The 15,729-nt window shown below is 60.4% G+C and carries 14 protein-coding genes; 12 read left to right on the top strand and 2 right to left on the bottom strand.

The window, feature by feature from the left end; all coding sequences use genetic code 11:
- Positions 1-13 precede the first annotated feature (13 nt).
- The 6 genes from rpsR to azu all read left to right on the top strand — a co-directional run bounded on the left by rpsR (position 14) and on the right by azu (position 6,540).
- Positions 14-244: a 30S ribosomal protein S18 gene (rpsR, locus tag JET17_RS23775; RefSeq protein WP_003249563.1), complete on the top strand. Its 231-nt coding sequence runs from the start codon at positions 14-16 to the stop codon at positions 242-244.
- Between the two features lie 33 nt (positions 245-277).
- The gene (locus tag JET17_RS23770; protein ID WP_012316465.1) at positions 278-1,141 is read left to right on the top strand and encodes a hypothetical protein; all 864 of its coding nucleotides are present in this window, start codon (positions 278-280) and stop codon (positions 1,139-1,141) included.
- 20 nt (positions 1,142-1,161) lie between these two features.
- Complete coding sequence (gene rplI, locus JET17_RS23765; protein ID WP_012316464.1) at positions 1,162-1,608, top strand: 50S ribosomal protein L9; 447 nt, start codon at positions 1,162-1,164, stop codon at positions 1,606-1,608.
- 113 nt (positions 1,609-1,721) lie between these two features.
- Complete coding sequence (dnaB, locus tag JET17_RS23760) at positions 1,722-3,119, top strand: replicative DNA helicase (RefSeq protein ID WP_012316463.1); 1,398 nt, start codon at positions 1,722-1,724, stop codon at positions 3,117-3,119.
- Positions 3,120-3,241: 122 nt separating this feature from the next.
- Complete coding sequence (locus JET17_RS23755) at positions 3,242-5,545, top strand: YgiQ family radical SAM protein (protein WP_042111780.1); 2,304 nt, start codon at positions 3,242-3,244, stop codon at positions 5,543-5,545.
- 545 nt (positions 5,546-6,090) lie between these two features.
- The gene (gene azu, locus JET17_RS23750; RefSeq protein ID WP_042111778.1) at positions 6,091-6,540 is read left to right on the top strand and encodes an azurin; all 450 of its coding nucleotides are present in this window, start codon (positions 6,091-6,093) and stop codon (positions 6,538-6,540) included.
- Between the two features lie 115 nt (positions 6,541-6,655).
- Here azu and nadE read toward each other — a convergent pair whose 3' ends face one another.
- Together nadE and pncB are read right to left on the bottom strand one after the other, a co-directional pair.
- Positions 6,656-7,483, bottom strand: a complete 828-nt coding sequence (nadE, locus tag JET17_RS23745; protein WP_012316460.1) for an ammonia-dependent NAD(+) synthetase — start codon at positions 7,481-7,483, stop codon at positions 6,656-6,658.
- Positions 7,484-7,486: 3 nt separating this feature from the next.
- Entirely contained in the window at positions 7,487-8,692 is a 1,206-nt protein-coding gene (gene pncB / locus JET17_RS23740; protein ID WP_012316459.1) for a nicotinate phosphoribosyltransferase, read from the bottom strand.
- Positions 8,693-9,160: 468 nt separating this feature from the next.
- Here pncB and JET17_RS23735 point away from each other — a divergent pair, with 468 nt between their 5' ends.
- The 6 genes from JET17_RS23735 to JET17_RS23710 all read left to right on the top strand — a co-directional run bounded on the left by JET17_RS23735 (position 9,161) and on the right by JET17_RS23710 (position 15,630).
- Positions 9,161-10,297, top strand: a complete 1,137-nt coding sequence (locus JET17_RS23735; protein ID WP_012316458.1) for a branched-chain amino acid ABC transporter substrate-binding protein — start codon at positions 9,161-9,163, stop codon at positions 10,295-10,297.
- Positions 10,298-10,451: 154 nt separating this feature from the next.
- Entirely contained in the window at positions 10,452-11,366 is a 915-nt protein-coding gene (locus tag JET17_RS23730; RefSeq protein ID WP_012316457.1) for an ABC transporter permease subunit, read from the top strand.
- 2 nt (positions 11,367-11,368) lie between these two features.
- Entirely contained in the window at positions 11,369-12,670 is a 1,302-nt protein-coding gene (gene livM, locus JET17_RS23725) for a high-affinity branched-chain amino acid ABC transporter permease LivM (RefSeq protein ID WP_012316456.1), read from the top strand.
- Positions 12,667-13,542 carry an ATP-binding cassette domain-containing protein gene (locus tag JET17_RS23720; RefSeq protein ID WP_012316455.1) on the top strand — a complete coding sequence of 292 codons (876 nt, stop codon included), beginning with the start codon at positions 12,667-12,669 and terminating at the stop codon, positions 13,540-13,542. The genes livM and JET17_RS23720 overlap by 4 nt, the downstream gene beginning before the upstream one ends.
- On the top strand, positions 13,539-14,255 hold the full coding sequence (locus tag JET17_RS23715) for an ABC transporter ATP-binding protein (protein WP_012316454.1): 717 nt from the start codon (positions 13,539-13,541) through the stop codon (positions 14,253-14,255). The genes JET17_RS23720 and JET17_RS23715 overlap by 4 nt, the downstream gene beginning before the upstream one ends.
- A gap of 607 nt (positions 14,256-14,862) precedes the next feature.
- A complete protein-coding gene (locus JET17_RS23710; protein ID WP_012316453.1) occupies positions 14,863-15,630 on the top strand; it encodes an SDR family oxidoreductase in 768 nt (255 codons plus the stop codon).
- Positions 15,631-15,729 lie beyond the last annotated feature (99 nt).

Here is a 15,729-nt window from a genome sequence, read left to right as displayed (position 1 = left end):
AGGAGCCTATTACATGGCACGTTTCTTCCGTCGTCGTAAATTCTGCCGCTTCACTGCTGAAGACGTGAAAGAGATCGACTTCAAAGATCTCAACACCCTGAAAGCTTACGTATCCGAAACCGGCAAAATCGTTCCAAGCCGTATCACCGGTACCAAAGCTCGTTATCAGCGTCAGCTGGCTACCGCTATCAAGCGCGCCCGCTTCCTGGCCCTGCTGCCCTACACCGACAGCCACGGCCGCTGAGACCGGGTCGTCGACAAGTAGTAAGGGATAAGCATGCGAGCGTTGGCTGATTTCATCATGCGCGGTCGTGTGCAGGCCACCCTGGTGGTGGTCGTGAGTGCAGTATTACCGCTGCTGTTCTGGTTGAGTGCCGCTGCCGGGAGCCTTGTGCTGCTGCGGCGCGGGTTCAAGGACGCTTCAACGGTCATCGCTTTCGGCCTTTTGCCGGCGGTGGCCATTTGGGCCTTTGGTGATCCAAGCACCTTGCTGGTGCTGTTGGGAACATTGGGGCTGGCCGCCTTGTTGCGTGCCGGGCATTCCTGGAACCGGGTGTTGTTGTCCAGTGTTGTGTTGGGGTTGGTCTACAGCCTCATCCTGGACGCGGTACTGCGCGAAACCTTCGAGGTGTTGGCCAAGGCGCTTTCCGAAGCGCTGCCGCAAGTCGAAGGCAAGCCAGTCATTCCCGGTGAGCTGATCGGCCCTGTGCTGGTCGCTTCCACAGCGGTGATGCTGCAGTTGTTCAGCGTGCTGGCTTTGATGCTTGCGCGTTATTGGCAAGCAGCGTTGTACAACCCTGGAGGCTTCGGTCGCGAGTTTCGCGCCCTGAAGTTGCCGCGGGCAGTCATGCTGGCTCTGGTTGCCGCGATGGTGTTGGGTCCGTTCATCGGCCCGCAGTTCATCGTCCTGGCTTCTGCGTCCAGCCTGGTGCTCGTCCTGGCCGGCATCGCCTTGATGCATGGGCTGGTGGCACAGGGTCGGCTGGCCGGTTTCTGGCTGGTCGGCATGTACGTGACGCTGCCGCTGATAATGCAGCTGATTTATCCGTTGCTCGTGGTTCTGGCCATTGTCGACAGCCTGATTGATTTTCGCGGTCGCAAGTCCCCTGAGGGGAATGACTCCGCGAACGGTGAAGGTTAAAAGTTAAGAGGTTTTACCAAATGGAACTGATCCTGCTGGAAAAAGTCGCTAACCTGGGCAACCTGGGCGACAAAGTTAAGGTTAAGGCTGGTTACGGCCGTAACTTCCTGCTGCCATTCGGCAAGGCCACCGTTGCCAACGCCGCCAACCTGGCTGCGTTCGAAGAGCGTCGCGCCGAGCTGGAAAAAGCAGCTGCTGACCGTAAATCGTCGGCTGAAAGCCGCGCTGCCCAACTGGCCGAGCTGGAAGTGACCATCACTGCCACCGCTGGCGACGAAGGCAAGCTGTTCGGTTCGATCGGCACCCACGACATCGCTGACGCCCTGACCGCCTCCGGCGTTGAAGTGGCCAAGGCTGAAGTTCGTCTGCCGAACGGCACCATCCGTCAGGTTGGCGAATACGACGTAGCCGTGCACCTGCACAGCGACGTTGAAGCCACCGTACGTGTGGTCGTCGTAGCTGCCTAAGCTGCGCTGACTGGGTAGCTCCTCGCGGGCTGCCCGGTTAACATCGGGCACGTCCTGTCTCTGAACAGGCCGTGCCCTTTGTCTTTTTCATCCTCCAGAATTCTTTCGTGGCCATGAACGAGATCACCAATCCCGAACAGCTAGACCTGCAAACCGCTGCCCTCAAGGTGCCGCCGCATTCCATCGAGGCCGAACAGGCCGTGCTCGGTGGCCTGATGCTGGACAACAACGCCTGGGAGCGGGTGCTGGATCAGGTTTCGGATGGCGATTTCTATCGGCATGACCACCGCCTGATCTTCCGTGCCGTGCACAAGCTGGCCGACGCCAACCAGCCATTCGACGTCGTCACCCTGCACGAGCAACTGGACAAGGAAGGCTTGTCGACCCAGGTTGGCGGCCTGGCGTACCTGGCAGAACTTGCCAAGAACACCCCGTCGGTTGCCAACATCAAGGCCTACGCCGCGATCATTCGCGAGCGGGCAACGTTGCGCCAGCTGATCAGCATCAGTACCGACATCGCCGACAACGCCTTCAACCCGCAAGGGCGCAATGCCGCCGAAATTCTCGATGATGCCGAACGGCAGATCTTCCAGATCGCCGAGGCACGGCCTAAGACTGGCGGCCCAGTGGGCGTCAACGAACTGTTGACCCTGGCTATCGACCGTATCGACACGCTGTTCAACTCCGACAGCGACATCACCGGTGTTTCCACCGGTTTCACCGACCTGGACGAGAAAACCAGCGGGTTGCAGGCTGCCGACCTGGTCATCGTGGCCGGCCGTCCGTCGATGGGTAAGACCACCTTCGCCATGAACCTCGTGGAAAATGCCGTGTTGCGTACCGACAAGGCGGTGTTGGTGTTCTCCCTCGAGATGCCAGGTGAGTCGCTGATCATGCGTATGCTCTCGTCCCTTGGCCGCATCGACCAGACCAAGGTGCGTTCCGGTCAGTTGGATGATGACGACTGGCCGCGCCTGACGTCGGCGGTCAATTTGCTCAACGACCGCAAGCTGTTCATCGACGATACCGCCGGTATCAGCCCTTCGGAGATGCGGGCTCGTACCCGCCGCCTGGCGCGTGAACACGGCGAAATCGCCATGATCATGGTCGACTACCTGCAGCTGATGCAGATTCCGGGCTCGGCCGGTGACAACCGGACCAACGAAATTTCCGAGATTTCCCGCTCGCTAAAGGCCCTGGCCAAGGAATTCAACTGCCCGGTCATCGCCCTTTCGCAGCTCAACCGCTCCTTGGAACAGCGCCCGAACAAACGCCCTGTGAACTCCGACTTGCGTGAATCGGGTGCAATCGAGCAGGACGCCGACGTGATCATGTTCGTGTACCGGGATGAGGTGTACCACCCGGAGACCGAGCACAAAGGCGTTGCCGAAATCATCATCGGCAAACAGCGTAACGGCCCCATCGGCTTCGTCCGCCTGGCGTTTATCGGCAAGTACACCCGCTTCGAGAACCTCGCACCGGGCATGTACAACTTCGACGACGACGAATAAAAGGCTACGCGGGTATCACAGCCCACTAGCGTATGAATCCGACGGCTATCGTCGGATTTGGTCAAATTTTGTGCTATATTCCGCGCCCGCGATTTCCCTGCACAACAGAACCGGTCACTGACATGCAAGCAGCCAAACCACTCTACGACTATCCCAAGTACTGGGCCGAATGCTTCGGGCCAGCACCTTTCCTGCCGATGAGCAGGGAGGAGATGGATCTGCTCGGCTGGGATTCCTGCGATATCATCATCGTGACCGGTGATGCCTACGTCGATCATCCGTCATTCGGCATGGCCATCATCGGCCGCCTGCTGGAAGCCCAGGGCTTTCGCGTGGGCATCATTGCCCAGCCGAACTGGCAGTCCAAAGACGACTTCATGAAGCTTGGTGAGCCGAACCTGTTCTTCGGCGTCGCGGCGGGCAACATGGACTCGATGATCAACCGCTACACCGCAGACAAGAAAATCCGCTCTGACGATGCCTACACCCCGGGCGGCATGGCCGGCAAGCGCCCTGACCGCGCCAGCCTGGTGTACAGCCAGCGCTGCAAGGAAGCCTACAAGCATGTGCCGATCGTGCTCGGTGGCATCGAGGCATCGCTGCGCCGCATCGCCCACTATGACTACTGGCAGGACAAGGTTCGCCATTCGATCCTGATCGACGCCAGCGCCGATATCCTGCTGTACGGCAACGCCGAGCGGGCGATCGTCGAGGTCGCTCAGCGCCTGTCCAGTGGCCAGAGCATCGAAAGCATCACCGATGTGCGCGGTACCGCATTCGTGCGTCGTGACACGCCCGAGGGCTGGTACGAGATCGACTCGACCCGCATCGACCGCCCTGGCCGCGTCGACAAGATCATCAACCCGTACGTCAATACCCAGGACACCCAGGCCTGCGCCATCGAGCAGGCCAAGGGCGACCAGGAAGACCCGAACGAAGCCAAGGTCGTGCAGATCCTCGACAGCCCGCGCATGACCCGCGACAAGTCGGTGATCCGCCTGCCATCGTTCGAGAAGGTGCGTAACGACCCGGTGCTCTACGCCCACGCCAACCGTGTGCTGCACCTGGAGACCAACCCGGGCAACGCTCGTGCGCTGGTGCAGAAGCACGGCGAAGTGGATGTGTGGTTCAACCCGCCACCCATTCCCATGACCACCGAGGAAATGGACTACGTGTTCGGCATGCCCTATGCCCGTATTCCGCACCCGGCCTACGGCAAGGAGCGCATCCCGGCCTACGAGATGATCCGCTTCTCGGTGAACATCATGCGTGGCTGCTTCGGCGGGTGTACCTTCTGCTCGATCACCGAGCACGAAGGCCGGATCATCCAGAACCGCTCCCACGAGTCGATCCTGCACGAAATCGAGGAGATGCGTGACAAGGTGCCTGGCTTCACCGGCGTGGTCTCCGACCTTGGCGGGCCGACGGCCAACATGTACCGCATCGCCTGCAAGAGCCCGGAGATCGAGAAGCACTGCCGCAAGCCGTCGTGCGTGTTCCCGGGCATCTGCGAAAACCTCAACACCGACCACAGCTCGCTGATTGAGCTTTATCGCAAGGCACGCGCCCTGCCGGGTGTGAAGAAGATCCTTATCGCGTCGGGCCTGCGCTATGACTTGGCGGTGGAATCGCCCGAGTACGTCAAGGAGCTGGTCACCCACCACGTGGGCGGTTACCTGAAGATTGCCCCGGAGCACACCGAGCGTGGCCCGCTGGACAAGATGATGAAGCCGGGCATCGGCTCCTACGACCGCTTCAAGCGCATGTTCGAGAAGTACTCGAAAGAGGCGGGCAAGGAGCAGTACCTGATTCCGTACTTCATCGCTGCGCACCCGGGCACCACCGACGAAGACATGATGAACCTGGCCCTGTGGCTCAAGGGCAACGGCTTCCGCGCCGACCAGGTGCAGGCGTTCTACCCGTCGCCCATGGCCTCGGCCACGGCCATGTACCACTCGGGCAAGAACCCGCTGCGCAAGGTCACTTACAAGAGTGAAGGCGTGGAGATCGTCAAGAGCGACGAGCAGCGGCGCTTGCACAAGGCGTTCCTGCGCTACCACGATCCGAAGGGTTGGCCGATGCTGCGTGAGGCGCTGGAGCGTATGGGCCGGGCCGACCTCATCGGCCCGGGCAAGCACCAGTTGATCCCGCTGCACCAGCCGCAGACCGACACCTACCAGAGTGCACGGCGCAAAAACTCGACACCGGCCGGCAGCCACAAGGTGGGCAAGGATCAGAAGATCCTCACTCAGCACACCGGTCTGCCGCCGCGTGGCAGCGACGGCAGCAAGCCGTGGGACAAGCGTGAGAAGGCCAAGGCTGAAGCGTTCGCCCGCAATCAGCAGGCGGCCAAGGAGCGCAAGGAAGCGGCAAAAGGTGGTGGCAAAGGCAACAAGAAGCCGCGCCAGCCTGTCATTCCGCGCTGATTGGTTCTCGGGGCTGCTTTGCAGCCCATCGCGACACAAGGCCGCTCCTGCAATGTCCGCGCAAGCACAATTCATTCGGCGGCGCGGTCGATGTAGGAGCGGCCTTGTGTCGCGAAAGGACCGCAAAGCGGTCCCAAAAGCCTCTGGGTCAATCAGGCTTCTTGTCGACCCACTTTCCCGACAAGGCCGAGAAAACCACACCACTTCTCGTTGAATCCATTCACATCAAACAAATCTGGCCTTAATGTTCCAAGGCAGCTTTCACTCCGGGCGGGAGAACTCGCAGATCGCACCGCTTGCGCCGTGGGCATAAGCGGCGAGCAGGCTGTTCATGAAACTTGAGAGGGACATTGGCACAGCTCCTAAATGAGAGGTTGTCCCATCGTCTATTAAAAGGGCATGATGTGCCCTTAGATTGGTTGTATACAATCCATTGAACAATTCAACTGGCTGGCCGCTTGACACCCCCTTGACGCATGTCAGCAAGGGGCTGAACGGTTTCAGGCAGTCTCGCAATTGATAAAACCCTGCCAAGGAGATTCATGATGTTTGCGAAAGCTGTAGCGGTATCCCTGCTGACCCTCGCCAGCGCCTCCGTCTTCGCCGCCGAGTGCTCGGTAACTGTCGACTCGACTGACCAGATGTCCTACACCACCAAGGAATTCACCGTCGACAAGAGCTGCAAAGAGTTCACCGTGAAACTGACCCATTCCGGCAACCTGCCGAAAAACGTCATGGGCCACAATCTGGTGATCAGCAAGACTGCCGACATGCAGGCCATTGCCACTGAAGGCATGAGCCAAGGCATCGACAAAGGCTATCTGAAAGAAGACAACGCCAACATCATCGCCCACACCGCGATGATCGGTGCACCTGAGAAAGAAACCGAAGTGAAGTTCGATACTTCCAAGCTGGAAGCGGGTGGCGATTACAGCTTCTTCTGCACCTTCCCCGGCCACATCTCGATGATGAAGGGCAAGGTTGTAGTCAAGTAATGACAGCTTGAAAGCAGGGGAGGGCTTTGCCCTCCTTCGCGACACAAGGCCGCTCCTACAGGACTGTAGGAGCGGCCTCGTGTCGCGAAAGGGCCGCAAAGCGGCCCCAGAGGTCTTACGGTGCGAACGGCAGTTCGCGCTTGTGCTGGGTCTTGCGATAGGTGGCGACGATGATGTCGAACGCTTCCTGCTCAACCGGCAGCCCATGCAGGAAGGCATCGATCTGCTGGTAGGTCACGCCATGCGAGGCCTCGTCAGGCTTGCCTGGTTCCAGGTCTTCCAGGTCCGCAGTAGGCACCTTCTCCACCAGCGATTCCGGCGCCCCAAAGCTGCGCGCAATGGCCCGCACCTGGTTCTTCACCAGGCCGCTCAACGGGGCCAGGTCGCAGGCACCGTCACCAAACTTGGTAAAGAAGCCCATCACCGCCTCGGCGGCGTGGTCGGTGCCGATTACCAGGCCCGCACGAGCGCCAGCGATTGTGTACTGCGCGACCATGCGCGTACGCGCCTTGACGTTGCCCACGACGAAGTCCACCAGTGATGGCGAGCCGTCTTTCAATGCTTGCACCTCAGCGGCCAGTGCACGCACGGCAGGTGCAATATCAACGGTGTGCACTTCATCGGCGTTGATCACTTCCAGGCACGCCTGGGCGTCGTGCTCGTCATGCTGTACCTGGTACGGCAGGCGCACGGCAATGAAGCGGTAGGCCGGGTCGCTGCTTTCGGCGCGCAACTCGTTGATGGCGCGTTGGGCGAGCAGGGCGGCAGTCAGCGAATCGACGCCCCCGCTGATGCCCAGTACCAGGGTCTTGAGACGGGCGTTGGCCAGGCAATCCTTGATGAACGCCACGCGCCGGGCGACTTCGGCCTCGAGCGCAGCGGCGTCTGCGAACGGCGGCTGCACGTTGAGCGCCTGGGCAATCTCTTGCTGAACGGCTTGCATGGGTTACTCCTTGCTGGGGATTTTGAACACGTGACGCATGTAGGCGACGAAGTTCTCGTCGCGGCACTGGGTCTTGGCGGCCTCGTCAGAGATCTTCGCCACCGGCGAGCCGTTGCAGTCGGTCATTTTAAGCACGATATTCATCGGCGCCACGCCGGGCATGTCGCAGGTCAGGTTGGTGCCGATTCCGAAACTGACGTTTATGCGCCCGCGCAGGGCACGGAAGATCTGCAACGCGCGGGTCAGGTTGAGGCCGTCGGAGAACACCAGGGTCTTGGTCATCGGGTCGATTCCCAGCCTCTGGTAATGGGCGATGGCCTTTTCCGCCCAGGCCACCGGCTCACCCGAGTCATGGCGCAGGCCGTCGAACAGCTTGGCGAAGTACAAGTCGAAATCGCTGAGGAAGGCATCCATGGTGATGCAGTCGGTCAGGGCGATGCCGAGCAGGCCGCGGTACTCCCGGACCCAGCAGTCCAGGGCGGCGATCTGGCTGTCGATCAGCCGCGGGCCGAGCTGCTGGTGGGCCATGATCCATTCGTGGGCCATGGTGCCCAGCGGCTTGATATCCAGTTTCCATGCCAAATCGACGTTGCTGGTACCGACGAAGCGGGCCGGGAAGTCATCGCGCAGTACCCGCACCACCTCCTCCTGCACGCGGCTGGAAAAACGCCGGCGGGTGCCGAAGTCGGCCACTTGAAGCTCGGCCAGTTCGTCGACGCTGGCATGCGCCTGCAGCCAGTCGAACTTGCGGTAAAGCTGGTCACGGGCCTCGGCCAGGCGCATGCGTGGGTGCAGGTGGCGGTTGCGCACTTCGCTGATGATGGCCAGCAGCGGGACTTCGAAGAGGATCACATGCAGCCAGGGGCCTTTGAGGCGCAGGTACAGCTGGTCGCTCTCGATTCCCACCCGTACATAGCGCAGGTTGAAACGGAACAGGCGCAGGAAACGCAGGAAATCGGGCTTGAGGAAGCTGATGCGTTCGAGGAAGGCCAGCTGGCCATCATCGAGGGTAAGTTCGCTCAGCCGTTCGAGCTGGTTGCGGATCTCGCCCAAGTAGGGGCGCAAGTCTTCGCCATTGCGGCAGCGGAATTCCCACTCCACGTCGGCATCCGGGTAGTTGTGCAGAACGCCCTGCATCATGGTGAGCTTGTAGAAGTCGGTGTCGAGCAGGTTGTGCACGATGCGCTCAGCGAATGCGCTCTCGCTCATCAGGGTGGGCTCCAAAGCGGCGAATGGCGGTCATTGTGCCACAGGAATTGTGCCGAACTTGCCGGCAACGCGTTACCGGCGGGAGCGGGTTCGCCCGCAAAGAGGCCGAAACCGACAAAACAGGTGTTTTTCTGTGCACCAGCTAGCCTTGAAACGGTGCCGCCTGTAGCAGTTGCGCACCAGTGGTGTGCACTTCGGTGACGTCTGCTGTTACAGGGTGGTTGCACGTAAACACTTGTCAGGGTTGCAATGATGGCACTGGGCGGTTGCTCCTTGTTTGCGCGCATGGTGGCGCTGGTCGCGTGGCAGACGGTTGCACACTCAGTAAAGAAAAGGCCGTCGGTCGCCTCGACGCGGCCCCAACAGTGTGATTTCCCGGAAGACAAAACCGATGGCACGGCCCTTGCTCTGAGCACAGGGCTGAGAAGTTGTAGTGCCAACCAAAAAAAACTCTAGGAGCACCACCTCATGTCGCAGACGTTTTACAAGAAAGGTTTCCTGGCACTGGCCGTAGCTACGGCACTGGGTGTTTCTTCGTATGTTCAGGCCGACGTCAAGATCGGTGTCGCGGGCCCGATGACCGGTGCTAACGCAGCGTTTGGCGAGCAATACATGAAAGGTGCCCAGGCGGCAGCTGACAAGATCAACGCTGCCGGTGGCGTCAACGGCGAGAAAATCATCCTGGTCAAAGGCGATGACGCCTGCGAGCCGAAACAGGCTGTATCGGTTGCCAACCGTTTGGTCGATCAGGACAAGGTAATCGGTGTGGTGGGCCACTTCTGCTCCTCCAACACCATTCCAGCTTCCGAGGTGTATGACGAAGCAGGCGTGATCGCCATCACCCCTGGCTCTACCAACCCACAAGTCACCGAGCGCGGGCTGAGCGCCATGTTCCGCATGTGCGGCCGTGACGACCAGCAGGGCATCGTTGCCGGTGACTACATCGTCGATGTGCTCAAGGGCAAGAAGGTGGCGGTGCTGCACGACAAGGATACCTACGGCCAGGGCCTGGCCGATGCAACCAAGGCGCAGCTGGAGAAGCGTGGCGTCAAGCCGGTGCTGTATGAAGGCCTGACCCGTGGCGAGAAAGACTTCAGCGCCGTGGTGACCAAGATCCGCTCCACCGGTGCCGACGTGGTCTACTTTGGCGGCCTTCACCCCGAAGCCGGTCCGCTGGTACGTCAACTGCGCGAACAAGGCCTGAAGGACGTCAAGTTCATGTCCGATGACGGCATCGTCACCGACGAACTGGTCGCAACTGCGGGCGGCGCCCAGTACGTAGACGGCGTGTACATGACCTTCGGCGCCGACCCGCGCATGCTGCCAGACAGCAAGGCGGTGGTGGAAGAATTCCGCAAAGCCGGTACCGAGCCTGAAGGCTACACCCTCTACGCCTACGCTTCGCTGCAAGCCCTGGCCGCTGCCTTCAACGGCGCCAAGTCGAACAAGGGCGAAGACGCTGCCAAGTGGCTCAAGGCCAACCCGGTGCAGACCGTCATGGGCGAGAAGAAGTGGGACAGCAAGGGCGACCTGACTGTCTCCGACTACGTGGTCTACCAGTGGGACAAGGACGGCAAGTACCACCAGCTGGAAAAACAAAAATAACAACGGCAACCAGCCCGGGCCTGCGCCCGGGCCGATGCCCCTGCGGTACCTGTCTTTATTCGGAGATCTGCACGGTTCTGCGCTGCGAGGGCCGCTTTATCCGTGGCCTGGCGTGGTCGGCGCTTGTGCAGTCTCAATCAGGTGAGATTGCGTTATGGATGGTATTTTCCTGCAGCAACTGGTCAACGGCCTGACCCTCGGGTCGGTCTATGGCCTGATCGCCATCGGCTACACAATGGTCTATGGCATCATCGGCATGATCAACTTCGCGCACGGCGAGGTGTATATGATTTCCGCGTACCTCGCGGCAATCAGCCTGGCATTGCTGGCTTATTTCGGTATCGAGTCGTTCCCCCTGCTGATGTTGGGCACCTTGTTGTTCACCATCGTCGTCACGGGTGTGTATGGCTTCACCATTGAACGCATCGCCTACAAACCCCTGCGCAACTCCACCCGCCTGGCACCGCTGATCAGTGCCATCGGCATCTCGCTGATCCTGCAAAACTATGCGCAGATTAGCCAGGGCGCCCGCCAGCAAGGCGTGCCGACCCTGCTCGAAGGCGCCTGGCGCGTCGAAGTGGGCACTGGCTTCGTGCAACTGACCTACACCAAGATCTTCATCCTGATTGCCGCATTCGTCGGCATGGGGCTGCTCACCTATGTGATCAAGTACACCAAGCTCGGCCGTATGTGCCGCGCTACCCAGCAAGACCGCAAGATGGCCTCGATCCTTGGCATCAACACCGACCGGGTGATCTCCTACGTGTTCGTCATCGGCGCGGTGATGGCTGCGCTTGCCGGTGTGCTGATCACCATGAACTACGGCACCTTCGACTTCTACGCCGGCTTCATCATCGGCATCAAGGCATTCACCGCTGCGGTGCTCGGCGGCATCGGCTCGCTGCCCGGCGCCATGTTGGGCGGGATTATCCTGGGTATTTCCGAGTCGTTGTTCTCTGGCCTGATCAACTCCGACTACAAGGACGTGTTCAGCTTCTCGCTGCTGGTGCTGATCCTTATCTTCCGCCCACAAGGCCTGTTGGGTCGCCCGCTCGTGGCTAAGGTGTGAACATGTCCACTGCCAAAACTGCCTCCGTTTCCGAAACCCAAGGTTTCGATCTCAAACGCAGCCTGCTGGAGACCATCGTCGCCGGCCTGCTCGCGCTCATTGTCTTTGGTCCGGTCGTCGGCGTGGTGCTCGACGGCTACAGCTTCAATGCCGAACCCCGCCGCGTGGCCTGGCTGGTCGGTGGCGTGATGGCCGGGCGCTTCCTGCTCAGCCTGTATCTGCAGACCGCAGCAGGCAAACGCATGTTGCAAGGCTTCGACAGCGGCGGCTCGGGGGTGCACGTCAATGCACCGAACTACAAGTCGCGTCTGCGTTACATCATTCCGGCGCTGATCGTGATCGCAATCGTCTTCCCCATCTTCGCCAACAAGTACCTGCTGACCGTGGTCATCCTCGGCCTGATCTACGTGCTGCTGGGCCTTGGCCTGAACATCGTGGTGGGCCTGGCGGGCCTGCTCGACCTGGGCTACGTGGCGTTCTACGCCATCGGCGCCTATGGCCTGGCGCTGGGCTACCAGTACCTGGGGCTGGGGTTCTGGAGTGTGCTGCCACTGGCGGCCATCGCCGCAGCTCTGGCGGGGTGCATACTGGGCTTCCCGGTGTTGCGCATGCACGGTGACTACCTGGCGATCGTGACCCTGGGCTTTGGCGAGATCATCCGGCTGGTACTGAACAACTGGCTGTCGTTCACCGGTGGCCCGAACGGCATGCCGGCCCCGGCGCCGACCTTTTTTGGCCTGGAGTTCGGCCGTCGAGCCAAGGATGGCGGGGTGCCGATCCACGAGTACTTCGGCTTCGATTACAACGCCAATCTGAAGTTCGTGTTCATCTATGCCGTGCTGTTCCTGGTCGTGCTGGCGGTGCTGTACATCAAGCATCGGCTGACCCGCATGCCGGTTGGCCGCGCTTGGGAAGCGCTGCGTGAAGACGAAATCGCCTGCCGCTCGATGGGCCTGAACCATGTGCTGGTCAAGCTTTCGGCCTTCACCCTCGGGGCCTCCACTGCGGGCCTTGCCGGGGTGTTCTTCGCCACCTACCAAGGCTTCGTCAACCCGTCCTCGTTCACGTTCTTCGAGTCGGCGCTGATTCTGGCCATTGTCGTACTTGGCGGCATGGGTTCGACCGTGGGCGTAGTGATCGCTGCGTTCGTACTGACTGTAGCGCCGGAGCTGCTGCGCAGCTTCTCCGAATACCGGGTGCTGCTGTTCGGTGTGCTGATGGTGCTGATGATGATCTGGCGACCGCGTGGGCTGATCCGCATCAGCCGTACCGGTGTGGTCCCGCGTAAAGGAGTCGCGCCATGAGCGACGAAATCATTCTCTCGGTCGATAACCTGATGATGCAGTTCGGTGGCATCAAGGCGCTCAGCGACGTCAGCCTCAAGGTCAAGCGTAACCAGATCTTCGCCCTGATCGGCCCCAACGGCGCTGGCAAGACCACGGTGTTCAACTGCCTGACCGGTTTCTACAAGGCCAGCGGCGGGCGCATCGAGCTGAACGTGCGCGGTAGCCATACCAACGTCATCCAGTTGCTTGGTGAGCGCTTCCAGGCGGCGGACTTCGTTTCGCCGGCACGTTTTGGTTCGCGCCTGTACTACAAGATGTTCGGTGGCACCCACCTGGTCAACCGCGCCGGGCTGGCGCGCACCTTCCAGAACATTCGCCTGTTCAAGGAAATGTCGGTGGTGGAAAACCTGCTGGTAGCCCAGCACATGTGGGTCAACCGCAACCTGCTGGCCGGCGTGCTCAACACCAAGGCGTACCGCAAGGCCGAGAGCGATGCCCTGGACCACGCATTCTACTGGCTGGAGGTGGTCGATCTGGTCGACTGTGCCAACCGCTTGGCCGGGGAGCTTTCGTATGGCCAGCAGCGCCGCCTGGAAATCGCCCGGGCCATGTGCACGCGGCCGAAGATCATCTGCCTCGACGAACCGGCGGCCGGCCTCAACCCGCAGGAGACCGAAGCACTTAGCCGTATGATCCGCGTGCTGCGTGACGAGCACGACATCACCGTGGTGCTGATCGAACACGATATGGGCATGGTCATGAGCATTTCCGACCATATCGTCGTGCTCGACCACGGCAACGTCATCGCCGAAGGCGCGCCGCAGGATATCCGCCATAACCCGACGGTGATAGCCGCCTACCTGGGTGCCGACGAAGAGGAGCTGGTATGAGTGCACCCATTCTGGAACTGAAAGACCTGGACGTGTTCTACGGGCCGATCCAGGCATTGAAAAAGGTCTCGATGCACATCGATGAAGGTGAGACGGTGAGCCTGATCGGCGCCAACGGTGCCGGCAAGTCGACCCTGCTGATGTCCATCTTCGGCCAGCCGCGCGCAGCCTCCGGGCAGATTGTCTACCGTGGCACCGACATTACCCGCAAGTCGTCGCACTACATCGCATCCAATGGCATCGCCCAGTCGCCTGAAGGGCGCCGGGTTTTCCCCGACATGAGCGTCGAGGAAAACCTGATGATGGGGACCATCCCTATCGGTGACAAATATGCCAGTGAGGACATGCAGCGCATGTTCGAGCTGTTCCCACGGTTGAAGGAGCGGCGAAACCAGCGTGCGATGACCATGTCCGGTGGTGAGCAGCAGATGCTGGCTATCGCCCGTGCGCTGATGAGTCGGCCCAAATTGCTGCTGCTCGACGAGCCGTCGCTGGGGCTGGCGCCGATCGTGGTCAAGCAGATCTTTTCAACCCTGCGCGAACTGGCCAAGACCGGGATGACCATCTTTTTGGTGGAGCAGAACGCCAACCATGCCTTGAAGTTGTCCGACCGGGCCTATGTGATGGTCAACGGCGAGATTCGCATGACCGGCACCGGGCAGGAGTTGTTGGTCAACGAAGAGGTTCGCAGCGCCTATCTTGGCGGGCACTAAGCTGAATCCGGGGCTGCTTTGCGGCCCCAATCGTCATCACTTGGCGGATGTGGACAACTTGTCGCATATCTTTCTTGAGCCACGCCACAATCCCTGCGCAAGCCATTGTTTCCACAGGCTCATTGTTGTCCACGGATAATGTGGAACCGCCTGTGGAAAACATGGTGGCATCTAGCTGCAAGCCTTTGAAATCAAGGCTTGCGCGGTTCTGTTCATATTTTGATCAGTCGGCGTTTGTGGATGATTCGGTGCGTGTTTCCACTAGCGCAATGAAGTGCGCAGCCATACGCGATGCGCTGTGGATAACTCTGTGCAAAACCCTTGGACAGAGTGCTGTAAGCGGCATGTTTGAAAGCGTTGCGCCATCCCCGCAACGTTGAGGGTGACCATAGTTCGCTGAAAGGTTTCCGCCTGATGATCAAGTTGCCCCCAATCCATGGGGAAAGCCTTGTGGATAACATGCGCATAGCTCGCGCTGGACCCTCTATCATGAGGCTTTGCGGGTAATGTACAAAAAATGACCAAGTGCTTCTATGGCTTGCTGACGACACCCGTCGCGGGCATGCTGCAAAGCTTGCCGAAAATAATCCACAGCGAGGAACAGAGCATGACGTCCACCGTATTCATCACTGGCGCGACTTCCGGTTTTGGCGAGGCCACGGCTCGCCGCTTCGCCGATGCCGGCTGGAAGCTGATTCTTACGGGCCGGCGCAAGGATCGCCTGGATGCCCTGTGCGCCGAACTGTCGGCCAAGACCGAAGTGCATGGCCTGGTGCTCGATGTACGTGACCGCAAGGCCATGGAGCACGCCATTGGCAACCTGCCGGAGGGCTTTGACAAGCTGCGCGGGCTGGTCAACAACGCAGGCCTTGCGCTGGGCGTCGATGCGGCGCAGAACTGCAGCCTGGACGACTGGGAAACCATGGTCGATACCAACATCAAGGGCCTGATGTACACAACCCGTTTGCTGCTGCCACGCCTGATCGCCCACGGGCGTGGGGCGTCGATTCTCAACGTGGGGTCGGTGGCGGGCAACTACCCATACCCGGGCAGCAATGTTTATGGTGGTACCAAGGCGTTCGTCGGCCAGTTCTCGCTGAGCCTGCGTTGTGACTTGCGTGGCACGGGTGTGCGTGTCAGCAACCTTGAGCCAGGGCTGTGTGAAAGTGAGTTTTCGCTGGTGCGGTTCGGTGGGGACCAGGCCAAGTATGATGCCACCTACGCCGGTGCCGAGCCTATTCAGCCGCAGGATATCGCCGAGACCATCTTCTGGATCCTCAACCAGCCGGCCCACATCAACATCAACAGCCTGGAACTTATGCCGGTGAGCCAGGACTGGGCTGGGTTATCGATTGATCGTTCGGTGAAGGGCTGATGCAATAGGGTTGCTTCGCTGCCCAATCGCCGGCAAGCCGGCTGCCACAGGTGTTGCGGCCCCGCTTGCCCTGTGGAAACCAGCTTGCCGGCAATTGCG

The organism is Pseudomonas putida (genome assembly GCF_016406145.1).
GTDB lineage: Bacteria > Pseudomonadota > Gammaproteobacteria > Pseudomonadales > Pseudomonadaceae > Aquipseudomonas > Aquipseudomonas putida_E.
The sequence above is the reverse complement of the archived record's forward strand: the minus strand, read 5'-3'. Positions and strand labels throughout refer to the sequence as shown.